The following is an 18889-nucleotide window of genomic DNA, read 5'->3' as shown; positions in this document are numbered from 1 at the left end:
CTCGAATCGATACGACCGCTCCCAGCCTACGCTCGCGGCCAGCGCGGCGCAGGGGTGGTGTCGGCGCGAGGATGCACACTTGTCTGGTGACCCCGCACCCCGAACTTGACCTGTGGGAGCCGGTTGTCACCACCCACCTCGATCGTGTTGTCGCGACCTCCGAGGATCGCGTCGCGTGGATCCGGGCTCGCAGTCGCGGCGTCACGGCGACGGATGCCGCGCGCCTCTCGAGCGAGCGCTCGCTGCGAGCTGTCGCCCAGGACAAGCTCCTCGGGTCCGGGTTCAGCGGCAACGCGTTCACCGACCACGGTCGCGCGCGCGAACCCGAGATCGCCCGCTGGGTTCGAGCAACACACCGCATCGAGCCATCAACGACGCTCTTCCACGCTCAGGGCGAGCCGCGCCACCTCGCAACGCCCGATGGCGTCGGTGTTCACGACGGCACCGTCGTGCTCTCCGAGATCAAAACGACCGGGCGTCCGTGGTGCAGCATCCCGCGCTCCTATCTGCGCCAGGTGTGGTGGCAGCAGTACGTACTGGGTGCCGAGCGCACCCTCGTGGTGTGGGAACAGCACGACAACTTTGTGCCGATCGCCGCCGAGCCCCAGTGCCAGTGGGTCGAGAGGGACGAGAACGAGATCCACCGACTCGTGGTGTTAGCCAGTCGGCTGCTCGACCTGCTTCAACGCTAAACCGCGCGCCGAGCGGAGCGCGAGGATCACCCCGAACACCACGAGCCACGCGATCGCGATCGTTGTCGCTACAAACTCCATCCGGCTACCGAGCTCCACCTGGAAGCGGAACAGCGAGAACAGCCCGCCCGTGCCGGCGATCACCGCAACCAGCACCGCCGTGGCGAGCGAGAGACGCGCCAGGAGCGGGGTCTCCCGCGCGAACGACGTCTGCAGCATCGCCCAGCACGCGGCCGCGAAAGCGATCACCGCGGCGAGGGTGTGCGTGAAGTCCTGCCACGTGAAGCTCGGCCCGTAGGGCAGCGGGCATCCCGCCGTGCATGTGACTTGTGAGGCGAGAAGGAAAAACGCGCACCCGATCCACAGCGACACGGCAGGGGTCCACGCTGACAGCACACGTGCGGATGCCCGCACCCGACGCCCCGCCCACGCGACGGCACTCCCGCCCGCCACAATGAGCAGCAGGGCCACCTCAAAGGCAGCCGCCGTAGGCTCGCCTTCCGCACCGAGTTCGCTCACGTAGAGCTCACGCGGCACCGTGAGTCGTGACATCCAGATGATCGCGAGGGCGACGGTGACGGCGAGGCTGCCGAGCACCGCCGCCGCGAATTCAGCCCGCCGCACGGTCGTATTCTGGCGACTCGGCGGGCATGAAGGAAAAGTTATCAGCGCGGTGACCTTTCCGTAACAATGCCGAATTGTTATCCCCTTTGACTGTGATGGGTAGTAGGGCGGGGAGGCCATTCATGACCACAATGCGGGCGATCATCATGGACTCCACGGGGGGAGCGGACGTTCTGCGTGTCGCCAACGTGGATGTTCCGACACGCGTCAACGCCGAGTTTCTCGTCAAGGTTGTTGCCGCGGGCGTCAACCCCATCGACGTGAAGACACGCTCCGGCAAGGGGGCATCCGCCGCCATCAGTTCGTGGCCGACCATCCTCGGCAACGACTTCAGCGGAATCGTCGTTGAGTCCTCGTACGAATCGCACCCGCTGAAGCCCGGTGACGAGGTCTACGGCATGACCATGGTGCCGCGACTCGGCGGCGCCTATGCGGAATACCTCACGGTGCCCGGCATGTGTATCGCGCGCAAACCGAAGTCGCTCTCGCACGTCGAGGCGGCGGGGGTGCCGCTCGCGGCCCTCACGGCGTGGGGTGCCGTCGTCGATGTCGCGAAAGCCCATGAGGGTCAGCGGATGCTCATCCACGCCGGCGCGGGTGGCGTCGGCCACTTCGCCATCCAGTTCGCCTCGTTCTTCGGCTCCTACGTGATCGCGACCGGTTCCTCTCGCAACGAGGAGTGGCTGCGGGAGCTGGGAGCGCGCGAGGTCATCGACTACACCAATTCACGCTTCGAGGATGAGGTCTCGGACATCGACGTCGTCATCGACCTCGTCGGCAACGTCTCCGACAACACCGGTACACGTTCACTGTCCGTGCTCAAGCCCGGTGGCTTGCTCGTCAACGTGCCGACGGGCAGCTGGCCGACGGTCGCCGAGGATGCGGCGGCAGCCGGTGTTCGTGCGAGCGGGTTCCGCGTCTCGCCCGAGGGTTCCACCCTCGCGGTGATCTCGCGGCTCATCGAGTCCGGCGACGTGAAGGTTTACGTCGACCAGGTGTTCGACCTCGAGGAGGCGGCATCCGCTCACCGCGCCCTCGAGACGGGTCACACACGCGGCAAGGTCGTACTCAAGGTCAGCGACGGCTAGCCGTTCGGGTGGACGTCGCTCAGCGTCGCCGCGCGCGCTGAGGTTTAGTGCCCGCGCGCAGGTACAAACGCGGGCGCGCGCGGAAAACCTCCGCGCGGCTAGGGGCCGGGGCAGTCGCGTGGGTCGATCGCCGCGTCGCGCATCTGTTGAGCGACCTCCTCCGCGGGGTACGCGGGTTCGACGCCGAAGTGCGCGAGGCAGTCGCGCAGGATCTGCGTGCTCTCCGACGTGTCCTCGTTCGCGATCTGCCACGAACCGTCGATCTCCATAAACTCGGCCTCGTAACACTGAACGTCGGTGCCGGTGCTGACGGACTCGCTCGTCAGCGCGTAGTCGTAGACGACATCGGACTTGTCGATGAAGACAAGCGGATGCCCGGCAGCCGCCATACACGACGCGAAACGATCGAAGCCAGCGTCGTACTCCTCCGCCGTGACGGTGCCGTCGACCAGTGCATCCACCTGAGCCTGAGACTGTGCCGGTCGCTCAGCTTGCTTCGCCCAGGAGGCCCACAGAACGAAGTTGCCGCCCCCTGAGAGGGCGATCGTGTTGTTGCCCTGGGCAAGTTGGTCGTTGAAGCTTGCGAATCCGCCGAGATCGGATGAACCGTACTCCTCACTGCATTCAGTGCTCCCAAACTCCTGTCCGTTGATTTCTACCGTGATGACCCCAACTTCCACGCACTGGATGGCCATCGCGATCGAGGACGCGCCCTCGGGAACGGAACCCAATTCGACGATGAGGTTGCCCCGCCCCGATGCAATAAAGGGCGTGCCGAACAGCTCGGCGTGTGTGCCCACGATTTCTAGTCCACGCGCCGTGACGCTCGCGACGTCGTCCTCTGTGATCGCGACAGGCGCCTGCGGCTCGGCGGCCGTGAGGGCGACCGCGGAGACAGCACCCCCCGTCAGCGCACCTGCAAGTGCGATGGCTGCGGCCCCTGCGACAAGCGATCGAGGCGCCATTCGGTCGCCGTAGGGCGACCGGGTAGCTGCGCGAACTAGCTCGGCTCGCAGTGCATCATCTCGCTGGGTGGTCATGATTCGGTCTCCTCTTTGAGGGTGAAGCTAGGTCGCGGTACACGTTCGGCGAGACGCCGTTTCGCACGTGACAGCCTCGATTTGACGGTGCCGGGAGGAACCCCGAGCGCAGCGGCGGCCTCTCGTTCGGAGAGACCTTCGAGCACGCACAACGCGACCACCCGCTGGTCGGCCGCCGACAGGGTGCGCAGTGCCGCGATCGCATCGTTGTCGTCGAAGCGCTCAGCGTGGTCCGGGGCAGGTTCGGTCGCCGGCAAGCGCGCCAGGAGCGCGTGGTACCTCCTGGCGCTACGCGAGAGGTTACGCGCCGCATTCGTCGCCGTTACGAGAAGCCATGGCAGCACCGAATTGTCCACGAAACGCACCTGGTCCCGGCGCCGCCAGCTCTCCATGAAGGTGATGGCCACGACGTCGTCGGCGTCAGCGGGCGTAGGGACTAGGCGCAGGCTGTGGCGAGTCACGCGATCGCGGTGACGGTCGTAGATCCGACCGAACGCTTCGCCGTCTCCGGCCACCGCTGCCGACCAGTCTTCTTCGTCGCTCACACCCTGTATTGTCCGGCAGGGGCGCCGAGGTTCCCTTCTGTCGCGGACCTCAGTCGCCCTCCGGCTTCCAGCGGCCCAGCAGGCCGAGGACGGTGGTCTGGAGCCATTCGCGGTAGCGCGTGTCGCGCCATCCGGATCGCTCCACGAAGAAGGCGTACGTCTCGGGGCCGACAACGTAGTTGAGTTCGTCGGTGGCCTCTTCTTTGGCGTCGGCCGCGAGTAGTCCACGACTGATGAGCCAGCCCGCGGCGATGCCGATGTCGGATCGCCGCCGTGCGTCGAGATCGGCGACGGCGGCCTGGGCGACGGGATCCGTTTCGGCGGCGACGGTCATGGCCCGGCTGAGGCCGGCGGTTCGCGCATTGGCTTGTGCGACGTAATCGAGCCATCCGGTGAGTGCGTGGTTCACGTCGGGTCTCGCCATGATCTCCACGAGCGCGGGTCGCTCGCTGAGACTGTGGCGACCCTCGTCGCCCGCGAAGGCTCGCTCGAACGCGGCGATGAGCAGCGCCGACTTGGGGCCCGCGAGATGAACCGATTGGACGGACACCCCAGCCTGTTCCGCGATGGACTTCATTGTCGTCGCGACGTAACCCTCTCGCGAGAAAAGTACGGCCGATGCGTCGAGGATTGCCGCGCGCGTTCGCTCCGCTTCGGCCTGGCGTAGCGGGGACGAGTAAGCGCGTGGTGACACCGGTCCTCCTCAATGACTAGAGTTGCAATCTAACGAATGGAGCGTCGTGGCCTTCTATCTTCTCGCGTCCAACCCCATCCACGGTCACGTCGGACCGATCCTTCAGGTCGCGGCGCACCTCGTCGACGAGGGTAACGAGGTCGCGGTGGTGACGGGGTCGCGATTCCAACGGGCCGTCGAAGCCACGGGAGCGGCCTTCCGCCCACTCGAAGGGACCGCCGACTACGACGACCGGATGCCCGACGTCTACCTCCCCGATCGACACCGGTACCGCGGGGTGCAGCAGGCTCAATACGACATCCGCACCATCTTTGTCGAGACGATCCCCGACCAGTACCGCTCGATGCGCGCAGCACTGTCCGGGTCGACGCCGGACGCCATTCTCGTCGACGGAGCCTTCGGTGGAGCGCTCCCTCTCATTGCCAGCGGCACCAACCGTCCGCCGGTGATCGGCCTCGGGGTCACCCCGCTGTCCCAATCCTCGCGGGTGCTGGGCCCCTACGGCATGGCGTTGCCGCCGGCGCGCACAGGTGTGGACCGACTGCGGTACGCCGCGATGAACACTCTTGCGCGACACGTCATCTTCCGGCCGACGCAGAATGCCGCCCGCCGGGCATTCCGCGAGTTCGGGCTTCGCCTCGACGACTTCGTGATGGATGCCTCGCGCAACTTCGATCTCTTCCTGCAAACGGGCCCGGCCTCACTCGACTACCCCCGACCAGACCTCTCCGAGGGCGTTCACTTTGTCGGCGTGCTGCCGCAGGTCGCGCGCCACGGTGAGCTTCCGGAGTGGTGGTCCGACCTCGACGGCGACCGCCCCGTGGTCCACGTCACGCAAGGAACCATCGACAACCACGACTTCGACCGACTTGTGCGGCCCACACTCACCGCGCTCAACGACCGCGACGTGCTCGTGGTGGCGACAGCCGGCGGTCGACCCGTGGACACGATCGGGCCGCTCCCGACCAACGCCAGGGCGGCGAGCTACCTGTCGTATGACGCACTCCTGCCCCGGGCATCCGTAGTCGTGACCAACGGCGGATATGGAGGGGTCCAGGCGGCCCTCGCCGCCGGAGTGCCCGTCATCGTGGCCGGCGACACGGAGGACAAGCCGGAGGTCGCCGCGCGAGTCGCGTGGACGGGTGCCGGCATCAACCTCAAGACGGGAACTCCGGATGCCGCCTCAGTCCGCCGCGCTGTCGACGAGGTTCTCGGTAACCAGACCTACCGCGCCGAGGCCCGGCGAATCGCGGCGGACGCAGCCGCTCACGATGCGCTCGCCGAGATCTCGGGCTACCTGCGGCAGGCGAGCATCCGATAGGGAGATCAGGCGGGGGCCGCCACGGTGGCGCGCGCGGTGCGGGACGCTTGCAGCGCCAGGAGTCCGGTGACGATGATGGCCGTGTGCAGGGCGATGAAGGCGAGCATCGCGCCCACCGGATACCCGGCGGCGATCATGTAGATGTCGTCGAGCACCCCGCGAATGACCGAGAGTGCGATCGCGAGCCAGGCAAGGATGCGGCTGCTCGCTGGCCGGAATGACGCGTAAATCAGGAAGGCACCCAGGACGAGTAGATCGAGCCCGAAGAGCATCGTGAAGTCGAGGAAGCCCTGGTAGGCGGTGCCGCCGATCGGCGCATCCCAACCGGGCACGGTCAACTCGAGACGCGGAGCATTGAGGAAGGGCAACCACATCGCGCCGAGCGCAATGTTGACAACGCCGACAATACGGAACCACCAGACCAAAAATTTCATGGTCCTATTCTGTATTGATTAGAGTGCTACGTCAATCAATTATGTATTCAACGCCCGCAACCTCACAAAGTCGTCCTCGAAACGCTCCCCCACCTTGAAACGCTTCGTACCCACCCGCACGAAACCGCTCTTCTCGTAGAAACGATTCGCCCGCGCGTTGAACTGGTTCACCCCCAACCAGAGGCCGGTCGCGCCGCGCGCACGCGCGGCCGCGACGGAACGCTCGACCAGCGCGGCCGAGAGTCCAGAGCCGTGCGACTCGGGCAGCACGTAGAGCTTCGACAGTTCCGCAACCTCGGTTGCGCCCACCGCGGCAAGCACGTCGGAGTCCGTCGGGCGGCCGTGCACGAGCATCGCGTAACCCAAGGGACGGGCATGCGGGTCCTCCGCGAGGAAGAGTTCCCGAGCCGGGTCAGCGAGGTAGCGCTCGAAGGCTGCGACGGACAGGTGCTCGTTGATGAACGCCTGAATCGACTCCGGCAGGGCATCCGGCGGACACGCGAGGGGAAACGTCGCCGCGGCGAGCTCGTGCAGCGCGACAGCATCCTCCGGCCGCGCCACCCTGATCCCAAATGCAGGAACTGCTGCCGCGTCGGGCTTCACTCCCCCGTAGTTCTCGTGCTGGGTCATAGATCTCCTGTATTTGGGATGCGGCGGGCGCGGATACCGGATGCCGCGGGTTCAGGTTAAACGACGGAGGGGGCCGACCGAAGCCGACCCCCTCCTGCGAATGCTCTCGTTACGCGAGGCTGTTCACGTCGAGCGGGATGCCCGGGCCGAACGTCGTCGACACGGTGCCCTTCGTGATGTAGCGACCCTTCGAGGAGCTCGGCTTGGCGCGGAGCACCTCGTCGATTGCTGCCTTGATGTTGTCGTTCAGCTGGTCGGCCGAGAAGCCCGCCTTGCCGACCACAAAGTGGACGTTGGCGTGCTTGTCGACACGGAACTCGATCTTTCCGCCCTTGATGTCGGACACGGCCTTTGCGGTGTCCTGAGTCACGGTGCCAGTCTTCGGGTTGGGCATGAGGCCACGGGGGCCGAGCACCTTACCGAGACGACCGACCTGGCCCATGAGCTCGGGGGTCGAGACTGCCGAGTCGAACGAGGTGTAACCACCGGCGACCTTCTCGATGAGCTCCGCGCCACCAACCTCGTCGGCGCCAGCAGCGATCGCGGCCTCGGCGGCAGCGCCCGTCGCGAAGACGATGACGCGGGCCGTCTTACCGGTGCCGTGCGGGAGGATGACGGTGCCGCGAACCATCTGGTCCGCCTTACGCGGGTCGACACCGAGCTTGAGCGCGACCTCGACGGTGGAGTCGAACTTCTTCGAACCCGTCTCCTTCGCGACCGAAACAGCCTCGGTGGGGGTGTAGAACTTGCCGGCCTCGATCTTCTCGGCTGCGGCGCGGTATGCCTTGGACTTGGTCGACATGATTAGGCCTCCACCGTGATTCCCATCGAACGGGCCGTGCCCGCGATGATCTTCTCTGCGCCTTCGATGTCGTTGGCGTTCAGGTCAACGAGCTTCGCCTCGGCGATCGAGCGGACCTGCTCCTTGGTGAGCTGCGCGACCTTCACCGTGTGCGGAGTCGACGACCCCTTGGCCACACCGGCGGCCTTCTTGATGAGCTCAGCTGCCGGCGGGGTCTTGAGGATGAACGTGAACGAACGGTCCTCGTAGACGGTGATCTCCACCGGGATGACGTTGCCGCGCTGCGACTCGGTCGCCGCGTTGTACGCCTTGCAGAACTCCATGATGTTGACGCCGTGCTGACCGAGCGCGGGGCCGATGGGCGGCGCGGGGTTGGCGGCGCCGGCCTGGATCTGGAGCTTGATGAGCCCCGTCACCTTCTTCTTGGGTGCCATTTCTTTTTCCTTTGTGTCGTGCGTCCACCTAGACGCGCTACCACGAACGGGCCTGATGCCCGCAGTGGTGGGGTGTTCCCGCGCAAACGCGAGACAACCTGCTTACTTTAGCCGAAAGAACGCGCGATCGCATCGTGCGTTCTTTCGGAACGACGCGCGCCGCAGGAGCGGCGGCGCGCCAGACAACTCAGAGCTTGGTGACCTGGTCGAACGAGAGCTCGACGGGGGTCTCGCGCTCGAAGAGGGAAACGAGCACGGTGAGTTTGCCGCTCTCCGGCTTGATCTCGGAAATCGTTCCGGGCAGACCCTGGAACGAACCCTCCTTGATCGTGATGGTCTCGCCGACCTCGAAGTCGATCTCGGCGGGGATGACACGAGCAGCAGCCTTGCCCTTCGTGGCCGAACCCTTGGCGGCCGGGGCCTCCACGATCTGCACGAGGCTCTTCAGCATGTTGAACGCCTCGTCGAAACGCAGCGGAACCGGGTTGTGCGAGTTACCGACGAAGCCCGTCACACCGGGGGTGTGGCGAACAACCGACCAGCTGTCCTCGTTGAGGTCCATACGCACGAGCACGTACCCGGGGATGCGCACGCGGTTGACGAGCTTGCGCTGGCCGTTCTTGATCTCGACGACGTCTTCCATCGGGACCTGAACCTCGAAGACGTAGTCCTCCATGGCCATCGAGACCTTACGGTTCTCGATGTTCTGCTTCACACGCTTCTCGAAACCGGCGTACGAGTGGATGACGTACCACTTGCCGGGCTTCGCGCGCAGCTCGAGCTTGAACTCCTCGTAGGGGTCGACCTCGGGGTCGGTGGACTCGTCAGAATCCGTCGACTCGGCCGCGCCCTCATCCGTGCGCTCGATCACCTCGTCGAGGGCTGCCTCGACCGCCTTGAGCTCCGGGATGTCGATACCCAGGTCGAGCGGCTCGTCCTCGTCACCGAGCTCCGGTCCGTCGTACGGGGTCACCTCGGGCTCCTCCTTGGCTTCTTCTTCGGCCTCGAGCTCGGCTTCGTCCTCGGTCGCAGCGACCGAGGCATCCGCCTCCTCGAGAGAATCAATGTCGAGCGCGTCGTCCACGAGGGCGTCAGCCTCCGGGTCGAGCGCGGCATCGAGCGCGTCGAGCAGACCGGCGAGGTCACCGGCGTTGTCGTCGACGATGTGGATGGCCTCGTGCTCGGCGGCCTCCTCCGACTCCTCGTCGGATGCCAGCACACTACCGGTCTGGAACTCGTCTACCTCAGACGACTGCTCAGCAGCCGGCGCGAGTTCATTGTTGTCACGATGATTCTCGGACACAGAAAAATCTCTTCTCTACTGCGACGCGACGGATGATCCGTCGGAACGTTACGGGGTGATCGTCGGGTCACCGAAGACGAAGGTGACGATGAAGCTCGAAAGCTGATCGAAGCCGTAGACGATCGCCATCATGATGACGACGAACACGAGAACGACGAGAGTGAAGTTGATGAGCTCACGGCGCGTTGGCGTGACCACCTTGCGCAACTCGGCGAAGACCTGACGGATGAACAGCGCCATACGACCGAAGGGTCCGCGCTTCTCAGCACGCTCCTTGCGGGCATTGGCGACGATGTCCTCGCTGGGCTCGTCCACAACTCTCTTAGCCACTGATCACTACCTTCTGATCTGCCTCCCGATCGAGAGGACTTGCAGGGCGGACAGGACTCGAACCTGCAACCTGCGGTTTTGGAGACCGCTGCTCTACCAATTGAGCCACCGCCCTTTGTTGCTGAAACGGCATGCTTTCGCTCGGGGTATTCCTCGGAGGCTTCGCCGGAAGAGGGCGCGCGAAAGGATGGCAGTTTCAACCACCGAAGCCAGTGTACGGCATGACCGTGAGGGACGAAATCCCTCGCCTGTGAGGAACTCAGGCCCGGTCGGCCCCGGTGCGTTGTACATCGAGGCTACCCCACACCTCGGGCCGTGCCATCCGTCGCGCCTAGGATGGATGCCGTGAGCCCCAGCATCTCCCCCCGCATCGCTGCCATCGCCGAGTCCGCGACTCTCAAGGTCGACGCGAAGGCCAAAGCCCTCCAGGCGGAGGGCCGCAAGGTGATCAGTTTCGCCGCGGGCGAGCCGGACTTCCCGACTCCCGCGAACGTCGTGGAGGCCGCGGCCGTCGCCGTGCGAGAGCCGCGCAACCACCGGTACACGCCGGCCGCGGGGCTACCGGAGCTCCGTCAGGCGATCGCCGCGAAAACTCTGCGCGACTCCGGGCTGGAGGTCGACGCATCCCGCATCATCGTCACCAACGGTGGCAAGCAGGCCGTCTACCAGGCCTTCGCGACTGTCGTCGCCGAGGGCGAAGAGGTGCTCATGCCCGCGCCCTACTGGACGACCTACCCGGAGGCGATCAAGCTCGCCGGCGGTGTTCCCGTCGAGGTTTTTGCGGGCGCTGACCAGGACTATCTCGTGACCGTCGAGCAACTCGAGGCGGCACGCACCGACAAAACGAAGGTGCTGCTGTTCGTCTCGCCGTCGAACCCCACCGGCGCCGTCTACTCGGAGGAGCAGACGCGCGCGATCGGTGAGTGGGCGCTCGAGCACGACCTGTGGGTCATCACCGACGAGATCTACCAGAACCTCGTGTATGGCGGGGTTCGCGCGGTGTCGATCGTGGAGGCCGTGCCGGCCATCGCCGACCAGACCATCCTCGTCAACGGTGTCGCCAAGAGCTACGCGATGACGGGGTGGCGGCTCGGCTGGATGGTCGGCCCCGCGAACGTCATCAAGGCGGCGGGCAACTTGCAGTCGCACCTGTCGAGCAACGTGTCGAACATCTCGCAGCGCGCCGCGATCGAAGCGCTCACGGGTCCGCAGGACGAGGTGGAGCGTATGCGCCAGGCGTTCGAGCGCCGTCGCGACGTGATCGTGGCGGAGCTGTCGAAGATCGACGGTGTGGTGTGCCCGACACCGGATGGCGCGTTCTACGTGTACCCGGATGTGCGGGGTCTGCTGAACCGCGAGTGGCAGGGCGTCACACCCACAACGACCCTCGAGCTCGCCGACCTGATCCTCGAGAAGGCCGAGGTCGCCGTGGTTCCGGGTGAGGCGTTCGGCCCGAGCGGGTACCTGCGGCTCTCCTACGCGCTCGGCGACGAGCCGCTGCTCGAGGGTGTGCAGCGCCTGCAGCGCCTGTTCGCGTAAACCGTGTCATCCGTCGCCCAGGTTTGGTGCGTGCGCTGAGGTTCATACATGCGCGCGGACGGCAAACCTCAGCGAGCGAAGCGACGCTGAGCGACGTCTAAAGGAGTTTGCGGGCGCTTGCCCACGCGGTGAGTTCGTGCCGTGACGACAGCTGGAGCTTACGCAACACGGCAGAGACGTGGGTTTCGACCGTCTTGACCGAGATGAACAGCTCCCCCGCGGTCTCCTTGTACGAGTAGCCGCGCGCGATGAGGCGCATGACCTCCCGCTCGCGAGCCGACAGACGATCCAGCTCGTCACTCGACTCGGCCTGCTCGCCGGCGACCGCGCCGAACGCATCGAGCACAAACCCCGCGAGCCGCGGCGAGAACACCGCGTCCCCGGATGCCACGGCCTCCACCGCGCGACTCACCTCCGCACCCGACGATCCCTTGGTGATGTATCCGCGCGCCCCGGCACGAATCACCCCCACAACGTCCTCGGCGGAGTCGGACACGCTGAGCGCGAGGAACCGCACCTCCGCCAGCAACGCGCTGGATCCGCGGATCACCTCGGCACCGCCGCCACCCGTGCCTCCTGGCAGGTGCACGTCGAGCAACACGACCTGGGGTTTCTGCGCGGCGATGAGCGCGATCGCCTCATCGACGGTCGCCGCCTCCCCGACCACGTCGAGGGACGTGTCGAGGTCCGCCCGCAGACCCGAGCGGAAAATCGAGTGGTCGTCCACGATGAGCACGGTGGTCATGTGTCCCCTCCCTGGTGCGCGGCCGTGTCGAGGTGCAGGTGCACCTCGGTGCCTCCGCCCGCGCCCGGTCGCAGTGTCGCCGTTCCTCCGGCGCGTGACATCCGTCCGATGATCGACTCCCTGATGCCCAGGCGGTCGCCCGGCAGGGCGTCGAGGTCGACACCCGGCCCGCGGTCGCGGATGAACACGTCGATCTCGGCGCTCGACGCTTCGAGATAAACGGAAACCTCGCCGCCGGCGTGCCGGGCGGCGTTGAGCATCGCCTCGCGGGATGCCGACACGAGAGCCGCGCTCGAGTTCTCGACGGACTCGCCTGCCGTCACCACGTCGATGCGCACCGGGTAGTCGAGTTCGATGGCGGCCGCGACCGAACGCAGCTCGGTCGCGAGGTCGGCGACCGTCGGTGTGTCGCCAACAAACAGCCAGTCGCGGAGCTCCCGCTCCTGGGCGCGAGCGATGCGGGCCACCTCACTCGAAGCTCCCGCACGATTCTGGATGAGGGCCAGGGTCTGCAACACCGAGTCGTGGAGGTGCGCGGCGATCTCCGCGCGCTGCTCCTCGCGGACACGCGCGGTGCGAGCATCCTGCAGGTCGCTGGACAGCGCGACAACCCGAGGCGCGACGATGACCCCCACCGCGAGCACCACCATGCCGACGCCGATGACGGCATTGATCGCGGTAGGCCTCGCCAACAGCGCGATGATGCCGGCGACGGCGAGGATGCCCACGGCAAGACCGCGCACCCACAGGCCGTAGCGTGCCGAACGACGGGGGTCGTGCCTGTCGAAACCGAGACTCCACGCCACGGCCACACCGGTCGCGAACGTGGTCGCAAGCAGCGCAGCCGTCAGTGCGCCATCGTTTGACCACGCGACGGACAGCACCACGGCGAGCGCAACCGTCGCGATACCGATGGCGACAGCGGCGGCCGGGACTCGTCGGCGGACCGCCGGTTCTGCGTCCGGCTCCGGCGGGTCGAGGGGCACGAAGGCCCAGAGCCACAGGTACAGCAGGATGCCCGACCCGCCAGCAACGGCGAGCGCGAGGGCGAGCATCCTGGTGCGACGCACGCTCCACCCGAGGTGCGCCGCCACACCGAGGCACACACCACCCAGGTACACGTCGCGGGGACGTGTGAGGGCGGGGCGTTCGATCGTGGTCACCTAAGGAATCCAAGCAGGGTTTGCCGACCCCGGCACCCGCCGTCGGGGTATCTCAGGGTTCAATCAGGGTGATACCTCATAGCGAGCACCCGCGGGCGAGGCCACCATCGAAGTATGTCCAGCACACCATCCTCGGATCACACCGAGACCACAGACCACACTGAGACTCCGCCGACGCCAAAGGCGGCGCCGGAGCCGACACGGGCAGCGACCGCGGGCGACCGCTTCTTCAGCTGGTTGCGCTCACTCGACGTGCGCAGAGAGCCCGGATGGATTGGCGGCGTCTGCGCCGGCATCGCCGTGCGTCTCGGCATCGACCCCATCATCGTGCGCGGTATCGCTGTGGTGATCGCGGTATTGGGTGGCCCGGCCATCCTGCTGTATGCGGCCGCGTGGCTCCTGCTACCGGACGCCAAGGACAAGATTCACCTCGAGCAGCTTTTCCGCGGTGTCGTTGAGCCAGCGATCGCCGGTATCGCCGCCTTCTTTGTTCTCGCCATGCTGCCGGTGACGCAGGGGTTCTGGTTCCTCGGAGCCGGGTTCTGGGGTGAGCCACGGTGGGGTGATGCCGTCGGTCGCACACTGTGGACACTCGTTCTGCTCGGCCTCCTCGTGTGGCTCATCGTCTGGCTCGCCCGGCGCAGCACCGGCGCGCCGCACGTTCCCGTGCCGCCGCCAGCCGCCTCCTTCGTCGCTTCGGAGTCGACCGTCACCACGCCGACCGCACCGCCGAAGGATGCCACGGAGCCGGAGCTCGCGGACTGGCGCGAACAACAGGCCAAGGTCCGCGCCGAGCAGGAGGCGTTCCGCAACCAGCAGGCGAGCGACCGTGCCGCGGCAGCGCGCGCGGCCGCTGAGGAGGCTCGCGCCGCCCGCGCCGTGCAGCGCGACAAGGAGCGGGCCGAGTGGGCTCGCACCCGATCGAACCCTCTCTTCTCGCTCGTCGTCATCGGGCTCGCCCTCGTCGCCGGGGGGATCACCACCGTGTGGCTGTCGACGGCGTGGCCATCGTCCCGCGTCATCCCGTTTGTTGTCGGCGCTGCCGCCGCTCTCGCGGTGCTCGCGCTCGGGATCGTGATCAACGGTGTGCGCGGTAAGCGCTCGGGCGGGGCATCCGGTCTCGCGAGTGTGCTCCTGGTTCCCCTGCTCATCGTGTGGGGTCTGTCCTTCGGCACCGACACCCTCTCGCTCGGCCGGGGCAGCGCACTCGTTGTCGCGGGCTCCGGAACGACCCTCACCCCCACGTCGTCGCAGGATTACGTCATCGGCGCCGGGCGTGTGCAGCTCGACCTCACGGAGCTGCCGAGCCCCGGGCCGGCTCGCGAGATACCGGACAGCATCCGATTGGTGGCTGGCGCCGGGGAGATCACCGTGATCGTTCCCGATGACGCGCGGGTGCAGTTCTCGGGCAACGTGCTCGCCGGGTCGATCGACACCGCGTCGGTCACGGATGACGGGGTCGAAGGCCGCGGACTGTTCCAGTCGACGTTCTTCGACGACAGCGTCCGCGACGAAGCACCCATCTACGTATCAGTACAGCTCGGCGCGGGCGAGATCCGCGTCATCGACGAAGGAGACCTCCGATGAGCGACAACACCCCCCTTGCCCCGCGCGGCTCGACGATCACCTGGGGCGCCATCCTGCTCCTCGTTGCCAGTGTCGTCGCCATCACCGCCGTGTTCGGTTCGTGGAGCTGGTCAACCGTGGCGTGGCTCGTCGTCGCGTTCGGCGCGCTCATGGTGGTCGCAGGCCTCATCGGCGGCATCTCACGAGCCATCGGCCGCGGCCGCACGCGGTCGGCATCCACCGATCGGTTGACCGAGGATTCAACCTAAGTACCGCTGCCGTAATCTGCCGTCGACCAGCACGATGGGTTCATGACATCAGAATCCGTTGTGCTGGTCGATGACCTGCACAAGAAGTACGGCTCCTTCACGGCCGTCGACGGCGTGAGCTTCGACATCCGCCGCGGTGAGACCTTTGCGCTGCTCGGCCCGAACGGCGCCGGCAAATCCAGCACCATCGAAATCCTCGAGGGCTACCGCGATCGCACGAGCGGCACCGTCTCCGTGCTCGGCACCGATCCCGAGAAGGGCGGCCTCGACTGGAAAGCCAAACTCGGCATCGTGCTCCAGTCCAGCGGCGAGAGTGGCAACGTGACGGTGCGCGAGCAGCTCAGCCACTTCGCCCGCTTCTACCCCAGCCCGCGCGATGTCGACGAGGTCATCGCCGCCGTGGGTCTCGAGGAGAAGCAGAAGACGCTCATCCGCAAACTCTCCGGCGGTCAGCGGCGACGAGTTGACGTCGCCCTCGGTGTCATCGGACGCCCCGAGCTGCTCTTCCTCGACGAGCCGACCACCGGATTCGACCCGGAGGCGAGGCGGCAGTTCTGGGAGCTCATCCGGCGCCTCAAGGCTGAGGGGACGAGCATCCTGCTGACCACCCACTACCTCGACGAGGCGGCACAACTGAGTGACCGAGCCGGGGTCATCGCCGGCGGGCGTATGGTCGCGCTCGGAGGCATCAACGAAATCGGTGGCCCGGATGCCCGCACCCCCGTCGTGCGATGGCTCGAGAACGGGGTGCAGCGCGAACAGCGCACAACCACCCCTGGCGCCGTCGTCGCCCAGCTCGGGGAACCGGAGGGCCTTGAGGTCATCCGCCCCAGCCTCGAGGACGTGTACCTGCAGCTCGTCGGCGACACCGAGAGCGGGGCTTTCGCCTCTGAGGCCGGGGCCAGCACCGCAAAGGAAGAGGTGGCACTGTGAACACCATCGCTCTCGGCGGAAGCCGTATCGGTTACGAGGTGCGTTCCTACTTCAGGCAGGGCGACTCGGTTTTCTTCACCTTCCTTTTCCCCGTTGTTATGCTCACGATTTTCTCGACGGCCTTCAGCTCGCAGACCTTCGGCCCACCCGGCGAGGAGATCAGCGCCGCCGCGTTCTACCTGCCCGGAATGCTCGCCGCAGGCCTCCTCCTGAGCGGTCTGCAGAACATGTCGATCGACATCGCGAACGAAAAATCTGATGGCACCCTCAAACGACTCGGCGGCACCCCGCTGCCGGTGATGAGCTACTTCATCGGCAAGATCGGGCAAGTTTTTGTCACGGGCATCCTGCAAGCGCTTCTCCTCCTCGCGGTGGCGAGCATCGTCTTCGGAGTGGCACTGCCAACGGAACCGTCGAAGTGGCTCACATTCGTCTGGGTGTTTGTGCTCGGGGTGACCACGTCGGCACTCCTCGGCATCGCCCTCAGCGGGCTACCCCGCAGCGGCAAGTCTGCGACGGCGGTCATCATCCCCATCACCCTCGTGCTGCAGTTCATCTCCGGCGTGTACCTCGCGTTCTCGATGCTGCCCGAGTGGCTACAGAACGTGGCATCCGTCTTCCCGCTCAAGTGGATGGCGCAGGGGATGCGGGAGGTGTTCCTGCCCGCAAGCTTCGAGTCGATGGAGCAGGGCGAGAGCTGGAACCTCGCCGGAGTGGCTATCGTGTGCGCGATCTGGCTTGTGGTCGGACTCATCGTGACTCGCCTGACGTTCCGGTGGATCCGCAAGGATACCTAAATGGAAAACCCCCGCTGGTGGGACCTCGCGGTTTCGATCATGTCCGGCGCGCTCACCATCATGGTGATCGCGTCGGACGAGCGCGTGGACGGCAAGATCGGCGCCATCGTGGCGATCGGCATCTTCGCCGCTGCCTGGTTTGTGATCGGCAGGAGGGCGTTCCGGTCGGCCACCGCGGCATACACCCTCACCGGCATTATCGTGCTGAGCCTCGGCCTCGCCGTCGCGCACTACCCGATCGCGGCGATCCTGCAATGCGTCGGTTATCCCTTGATCTGGATCGTCGCGCGACGCACCCGAGAGGCGATCATCGCCAACGTCGCTCTCTCGGTATCCGTGCTGCTCGGATTTCTGGCCAGTACCGGCGACCTCGCTCAGGCTCTCATCACATCGGGCCTGTCGTTGGCCTTCAGCCTCGCGTTTGGGCTGTGGATCTCCCGGATCGCCACACTGAGCGACGAACGAAAGCACCTCATCGACGAACTCACCGCGACCCAGGACCGCCTCGCCGTCGTCAGCCGCGACGCGGGGGTCGCCAGTGAACGCGAACGACTGGCACGCGAGATTCACGACACGATCGCGCAAGACCTCACGGGCCTCGTGCTCCTCACCCAGCAGGCCCGGCGCGAGCTGGCGGATAACCCGGCGGCGGCGGATGCCCGGCTCCAGCTCATCGAGGACAGCGCTCGCACCGCGCTCGCCGAGACGCGGGCGCTCGTGGCGGCGAGCGCCGCCGTCGGCCTCGCGGACGGGGAACTGCTCGAGGCACTCGGGCGGCTCGGCGAACGGTTTACCCGCGAAACCGGTGTGGCCGTGAGCGTGACCGGCGACCCCGGCCCACTCGGCCGTGAAGACGAGGTTGTGCTCCTTCGGTGCGCCCAAGAGGGACTCGCGAATGTGCGCAAACATTCTGGGGCGACCGCTGCGACCATCGAACTCTCCGGCTCGGCGTCCGATGTCGGACTCGTCGTGCGCGACAACGGTCACGGGTTCAACCCTGCGGCGGACTCGACCGGGTTCGGGCTTCCCGGCATGCGCGAACGCCTCAGCCTCGTCGGGGGCTCACTCGACATCGCGAGCTCGCGCAGCGGGACCGTGCTCACCGCCCGCATCCCGAGGAACGCGCCATGATCCGTGTGCTTGTGGTCGACGACCACCCCATCGTCCGGGCCGGGATCGTGAGTCTTCTCGACTCCGCCGACGACATCGATGTGATCGGTGAGGCGGCGGACGGACTCGAGGCCGTGACCCTCGCGGCGACACTCGAGCCCGACCTCGTGCTCATGGACCTGAGGATGCCCGAACTCGACGGCGACGAAGCCACCTCGCGCATCCTCGCGGCCCAGCCGGGAGTGCGCGTGATCGTGCTCACCACGTACGAGTCGGATGCGAGCATCCTCACCGCGATCGAGGCGGGCGCGAGCGGGTACCTGCTGAAAGCCGCACCGCCCGAGGAGATTGTGGCGGGCATCCGATCCGTCGCGCGAGGGGACGTGGCGCTCGCACCGTCGATCGCGGCCTCTCTCGTGCGCGGGATGTCGCGCCCCACGGTCACGCTCAGCGCCCGCGAAACCGAGGTGCTGCGTCACGTCGCCGACGGCCGCAGCAACCGCGAGATCGCGGCGCAACTCCACCTCAGCGAGGCCACCGTCAAAACACACCTCATCCATGCCTTCGAGAAACTCGGCGTCGGCGACCGCACGCGTGCCGTCACGAAGGCGATGGAGCTGGGGCTGCTGTAACTCCATCGTCACTGCTGGTTGAAGAGCGCACCGAAGTGCGCGTCTCGAAACCACGCCAGCGGATCGCGTGGGGCGTGATTTCGATAACGCCGGGCTTCGCCGCGGCTACTCAATCAGCGGTCACACCCGCCGGGCTGCGCCGCGGCTACTCAATCAGCGGGCACCCACGCCGGGCTGCGCCGCGGCTACTCAATCAGC

General features: G+C 66.5%; 22 protein-coding genes and 1 tRNA gene. 10 read left to right on the top strand and 13 right to left on the bottom strand.

The window, feature by feature from the left end; genetic code table 11:
- The first annotated feature begins 86 nt into the window (after nt 1–86).
- Nucleotides 87–692: a YqaJ viral recombinase family protein gene (locus tag LH407_RS09415; protein WP_322134247.1), complete on the top strand. Its 606-nt coding sequence runs from the start codon at nt 87–89 to the stop codon at nt 690–692.
- Here LH407_RS09415 and LH407_RS09410 read toward each other — a convergent pair.
- Complete coding sequence (locus tag LH407_RS09410; protein ID WP_322134248.1) at nt 657–1316, bottom strand: DUF998 domain-containing protein; 660 nt, start codon at nt 1314–1316, stop codon at nt 657–659. The genes LH407_RS09415 and LH407_RS09410 overlap by 36 nt on opposite strands.
- Before the next feature lie 131 nt (nt 1317–1447).
- On the opposite strand from LH407_RS09410, the gene LH407_RS09405 reads away from it, so the two are divergent.
- Nucleotides 1448–2404 (top strand): NADP-dependent oxidoreductase, encoded by a 957-nt coding sequence (locus LH407_RS09405; protein ID WP_407650657.1) that lies wholly within the window; start codon nt 1448–1450, stop codon nt 2402–2404.
- Nucleotides 2405–2502: 98 nt separating this feature from the next.
- Here the strand turns inward: LH407_RS09405 and LH407_RS09400 are convergent, their stop codons facing one another.
- From LH407_RS09400 to LH407_RS09390, 3 genes are read right to left on the bottom strand one after another with little or no spacing between them, the layout of a single operon-like run.
- Nucleotides 2503–3444 (bottom strand): hypothetical protein, encoded by a 942-nt coding sequence (locus LH407_RS09400; RefSeq protein WP_322134250.1) that lies wholly within the window; start codon nt 3442–3444, stop codon nt 2503–2505.
- Nucleotides 3441–3989, bottom strand: coding sequence for an RNA polymerase sigma factor (locus LH407_RS09395; protein WP_322134251.1), 549 nt, complete (start codon nt 3987–3989; stop codon nt 3441–3443). The genes LH407_RS09400 and LH407_RS09395 overlap by 4 nt, the downstream gene beginning before the upstream one ends.
- 49 nt (nt 3990–4038) lie before the next feature.
- Nucleotides 4039–4683, bottom strand: coding sequence for a TetR/AcrR family transcriptional regulator (locus LH407_RS09390; RefSeq protein ID WP_322134252.1), 645 nt, complete (start codon nt 4681–4683; stop codon nt 4039–4041).
- A 46-nt stretch (nt 4684–4729) separates the two neighbouring features.
- Here LH407_RS09390 and LH407_RS09385 point away from each other — a divergent pair, with 46 nt between their 5' ends.
- Entirely contained in the window at nt 4730–6004 is a 1275-nt protein-coding gene (locus tag LH407_RS09385; protein WP_322134253.1) for a nucleotide disphospho-sugar-binding domain-containing protein, read from the top strand.
- A gap of 5 nt (nt 6005–6009) precedes the next feature.
- Here the strand turns inward: LH407_RS09385 and LH407_RS09380 are convergent, their stop codons facing one another.
- The 7 genes from LH407_RS09380 to LH407_RS09350 all read right to left on the bottom strand — a co-directional run bounded on the left by LH407_RS09380 (nt 6010) and on the right by LH407_RS09350 (nt 10052).
- Nucleotides 6010–6438, bottom strand: a complete 429-nt coding sequence (locus LH407_RS09380; protein WP_322134254.1) for a BphX family protein — start codon at nt 6436–6438, stop codon at nt 6010–6012.
- A gap of 39 nt (nt 6439–6477) precedes the next feature.
- Nucleotides 6478–7068: a GNAT family N-acetyltransferase gene (locus tag LH407_RS09375; protein WP_322134255.1), complete on the bottom strand. Its 591-nt coding sequence runs from the start codon at nt 7066–7068 to the stop codon at nt 6478–6480.
- Between the two features lie 109 nt (nt 7069–7177).
- Entirely contained in the window at nt 7178–7870 is a 693-nt protein-coding gene (gene rplA / locus LH407_RS09370) for a 50S ribosomal protein L1 (RefSeq protein WP_322134256.1), read from the bottom strand.
- Nucleotides 7871–7872: 2 nt separating this feature from the next.
- Complete coding sequence (gene rplK, locus LH407_RS09365) at nt 7873–8304, bottom strand: 50S ribosomal protein L11 (protein ID WP_322134257.1); 432 nt, start codon at nt 8302–8304, stop codon at nt 7873–7875.
- Nucleotides 8305–8491: 187 nt separating this feature from the next.
- Entirely contained in the window at nt 8492–9607 is a 1116-nt protein-coding gene (gene nusG / locus LH407_RS09360) for a transcription termination/antitermination protein NusG (protein WP_322134258.1), read from the bottom strand.
- Nucleotides 9608–9655: 48 nt separating this feature from the next.
- Entirely contained in the window at nt 9656–9937 is a 282-nt protein-coding gene (gene secE, locus LH407_RS09355; protein ID WP_322134259.1) for a preprotein translocase subunit SecE, read from the bottom strand.
- Nucleotides 9938–9979: 42 nt separating this feature from the next.
- Nucleotides 9980–10052, bottom strand: a tRNA-Trp gene (locus LH407_RS09350).
- A 221-nt stretch (nt 10053–10273) separates the two neighbouring features.
- Between LH407_RS09350 and LH407_RS09345 the strand changes: the two genes are divergently transcribed.
- A complete protein-coding gene (locus LH407_RS09345) occupies nt 10274–11476 on the top strand; it encodes a pyridoxal phosphate-dependent aminotransferase (RefSeq protein WP_322134260.1) in 1203 nt (400 codons plus the stop codon).
- Nucleotides 11477–11573: 97 nt separating this feature from the next.
- Here LH407_RS09345 and LH407_RS09340 read toward each other — a convergent pair whose 3' ends face one another.
- A complete protein-coding gene (locus tag LH407_RS09340; RefSeq protein ID WP_322134261.1) occupies nt 11574–12221 on the bottom strand; it encodes a LuxR C-terminal-related transcriptional regulator in 648 nt (215 codons plus the stop codon).
- Nucleotides 12218–13384 carry an ATP-binding protein gene (locus LH407_RS09335; RefSeq protein ID WP_322134262.1) on the bottom strand — a complete coding sequence of 389 codons (1167 nt, stop codon included), beginning with the start codon at nt 13382–13384 and terminating at the stop codon, nt 12218–12220. The genes LH407_RS09340 and LH407_RS09335 overlap by 4 nt, the downstream gene beginning before the upstream one ends.
- Nucleotides 13385–13498: 114 nt before the next feature.
- Here LH407_RS09335 and LH407_RS09330 point away from each other — a divergent pair, with 114 nt between their 5' ends.
- Genes LH407_RS09330 through LH407_RS09305 form a run of 6 tightly spaced genes read left to right on the top strand, consistent with a single transcriptional unit; the run spans nt 13499 to nt 18691 of the window.
- Complete coding sequence (locus LH407_RS09330; protein ID WP_322134263.1) at nt 13499–14971, top strand: PspC domain-containing protein; 1473 nt, start codon at nt 13499–13501, stop codon at nt 14969–14971.
- On the top strand, nt 14968–15219 hold the full coding sequence (locus tag LH407_RS09325; protein ID WP_322134264.1) for a hypothetical protein: 252 nt from the start codon (nt 14968–14970) through the stop codon (nt 15217–15219). The genes LH407_RS09330 and LH407_RS09325 overlap by 4 nt, the downstream gene beginning before the upstream one ends.
- Before the next feature lie 42 nt (nt 15220–15261).
- Nucleotides 15262–16152 carry an ABC transporter ATP-binding protein gene (locus LH407_RS09320; RefSeq protein WP_322134265.1) on the top strand — a complete coding sequence of 297 codons (891 nt, stop codon included), beginning with the start codon at nt 15262–15264 and terminating at the stop codon, nt 16150–16152.
- Nucleotides 16149–16949 carry an ABC transporter permease gene (locus tag LH407_RS09315; protein WP_322134266.1) on the top strand — a complete coding sequence of 267 codons (801 nt, stop codon included), beginning with the start codon at nt 16149–16151 and terminating at the stop codon, nt 16947–16949. The genes LH407_RS09320 and LH407_RS09315 overlap by 4 nt, the downstream gene beginning before the upstream one ends.
- A complete protein-coding gene (locus LH407_RS09310) occupies nt 16950–18080 on the top strand; it encodes a sensor histidine kinase (RefSeq protein ID WP_322134267.1) in 1131 nt (376 codons plus the stop codon).
- Nucleotides 18077–18691: a response regulator gene (locus LH407_RS09305; RefSeq protein ID WP_322134268.1), complete on the top strand. Its 615-nt coding sequence runs from the start codon at nt 18077–18079 to the stop codon at nt 18689–18691. Before LH407_RS09310 ends, LH407_RS09305 begins: the two co-directional genes overlap by 4 nt.
- The last annotated feature ends 198 nt before the right edge of the window (nt 18692–18889 follow it).

Origin of the sequence: Antiquaquibacter oligotrophicus, assembly GCF_020535405.1 — a bacterium.
In the GTDB taxonomy this organism is placed as follows: Bacteria; Actinomycetota; Actinomycetes; order Actinomycetales; family Microbacteriaceae; genus Rhodoglobus; species Rhodoglobus oligotrophicus.
The sequence above is the reverse complement of the archived record's forward strand: the minus strand, read 5'-3'. Positions and strand labels throughout refer to the sequence as shown.

Coding starts and splice junctions, on each gene's coding strand:
- LH407_RS09405 (WP_407650657.1), top strand. CDS start 1,448: ATGCGGGCGATCATCATGGACTCCACGGGGGGAGCGGACGTTCTGCGT.
- LH407_RS09400 (WP_322134250.1), bottom strand. CDS start 3,444: ATGACCACCCAGCGAGATGATGCACTGCGAGCCGAGCTAGTTCGCGCA.
- LH407_RS09380 (WP_322134254.1), bottom strand. CDS start 6,438: ATGAAATTTTTGGTCTGGTGGTTCCGTATTGTCGGCGTTGTCAACATT.
- LH407_RS09375 (WP_322134255.1), bottom strand. CDS start 7,068: ATGACCCAGCACGAGAACTACGGGGGAGTGAAGCCCGACGCGGCAGCA.
- rplA (WP_322134256.1), bottom strand. CDS start 7,870: ATGTCGACCAAGTCCAAGGCATACCGCGCCGCAGCCGAGAAGATCGAG.
- rplK (WP_322134257.1), bottom strand. CDS start 8,304: ATGGCACCCAAGAAGAAGGTGACGGGGCTCATCAAGCTCCAGATCCAG.
- LH407_RS09345 (WP_322134260.1), top strand. CDS start 10,274: ATGGATGCCGTGAGCCCCAGCATCTCCCCCCGCATCGCTGCCATCGCC.
- LH407_RS09340 (WP_322134261.1), bottom strand. CDS start 12,221: ATGACCACCGTGCTCATCGTGGACGACCACTCGATTTTCCGCTCGGGT.
- LH407_RS09330 (WP_322134263.1), top strand. CDS start 13,499: ATGTCCAGCACACCATCCTCGGATCACACCGAGACCACAGACCACACT.
- LH407_RS09325 (WP_322134264.1), top strand. CDS start 14,968: ATGAGCGACAACACCCCCCTTGCCCCGCGCGGCTCGACGATCACCTGG.
- LH407_RS09320 (WP_322134265.1), top strand. CDS start 15,262: ATGACATCAGAATCCGTTGTGCTGGTCGATGACCTGCACAAGAAGTAC.
- LH407_RS09310 (WP_322134267.1), top strand. CDS start 16,950: ATGGAAAACCCCCGCTGGTGGGACCTCGCGGTTTCGATCATGTCCGGC.
- LH407_RS09305 (WP_322134268.1), top strand. CDS start 18,077: ATGATCCGTGTGCTTGTGGTCGACGACCACCCCATCGTCCGGGCCGGG.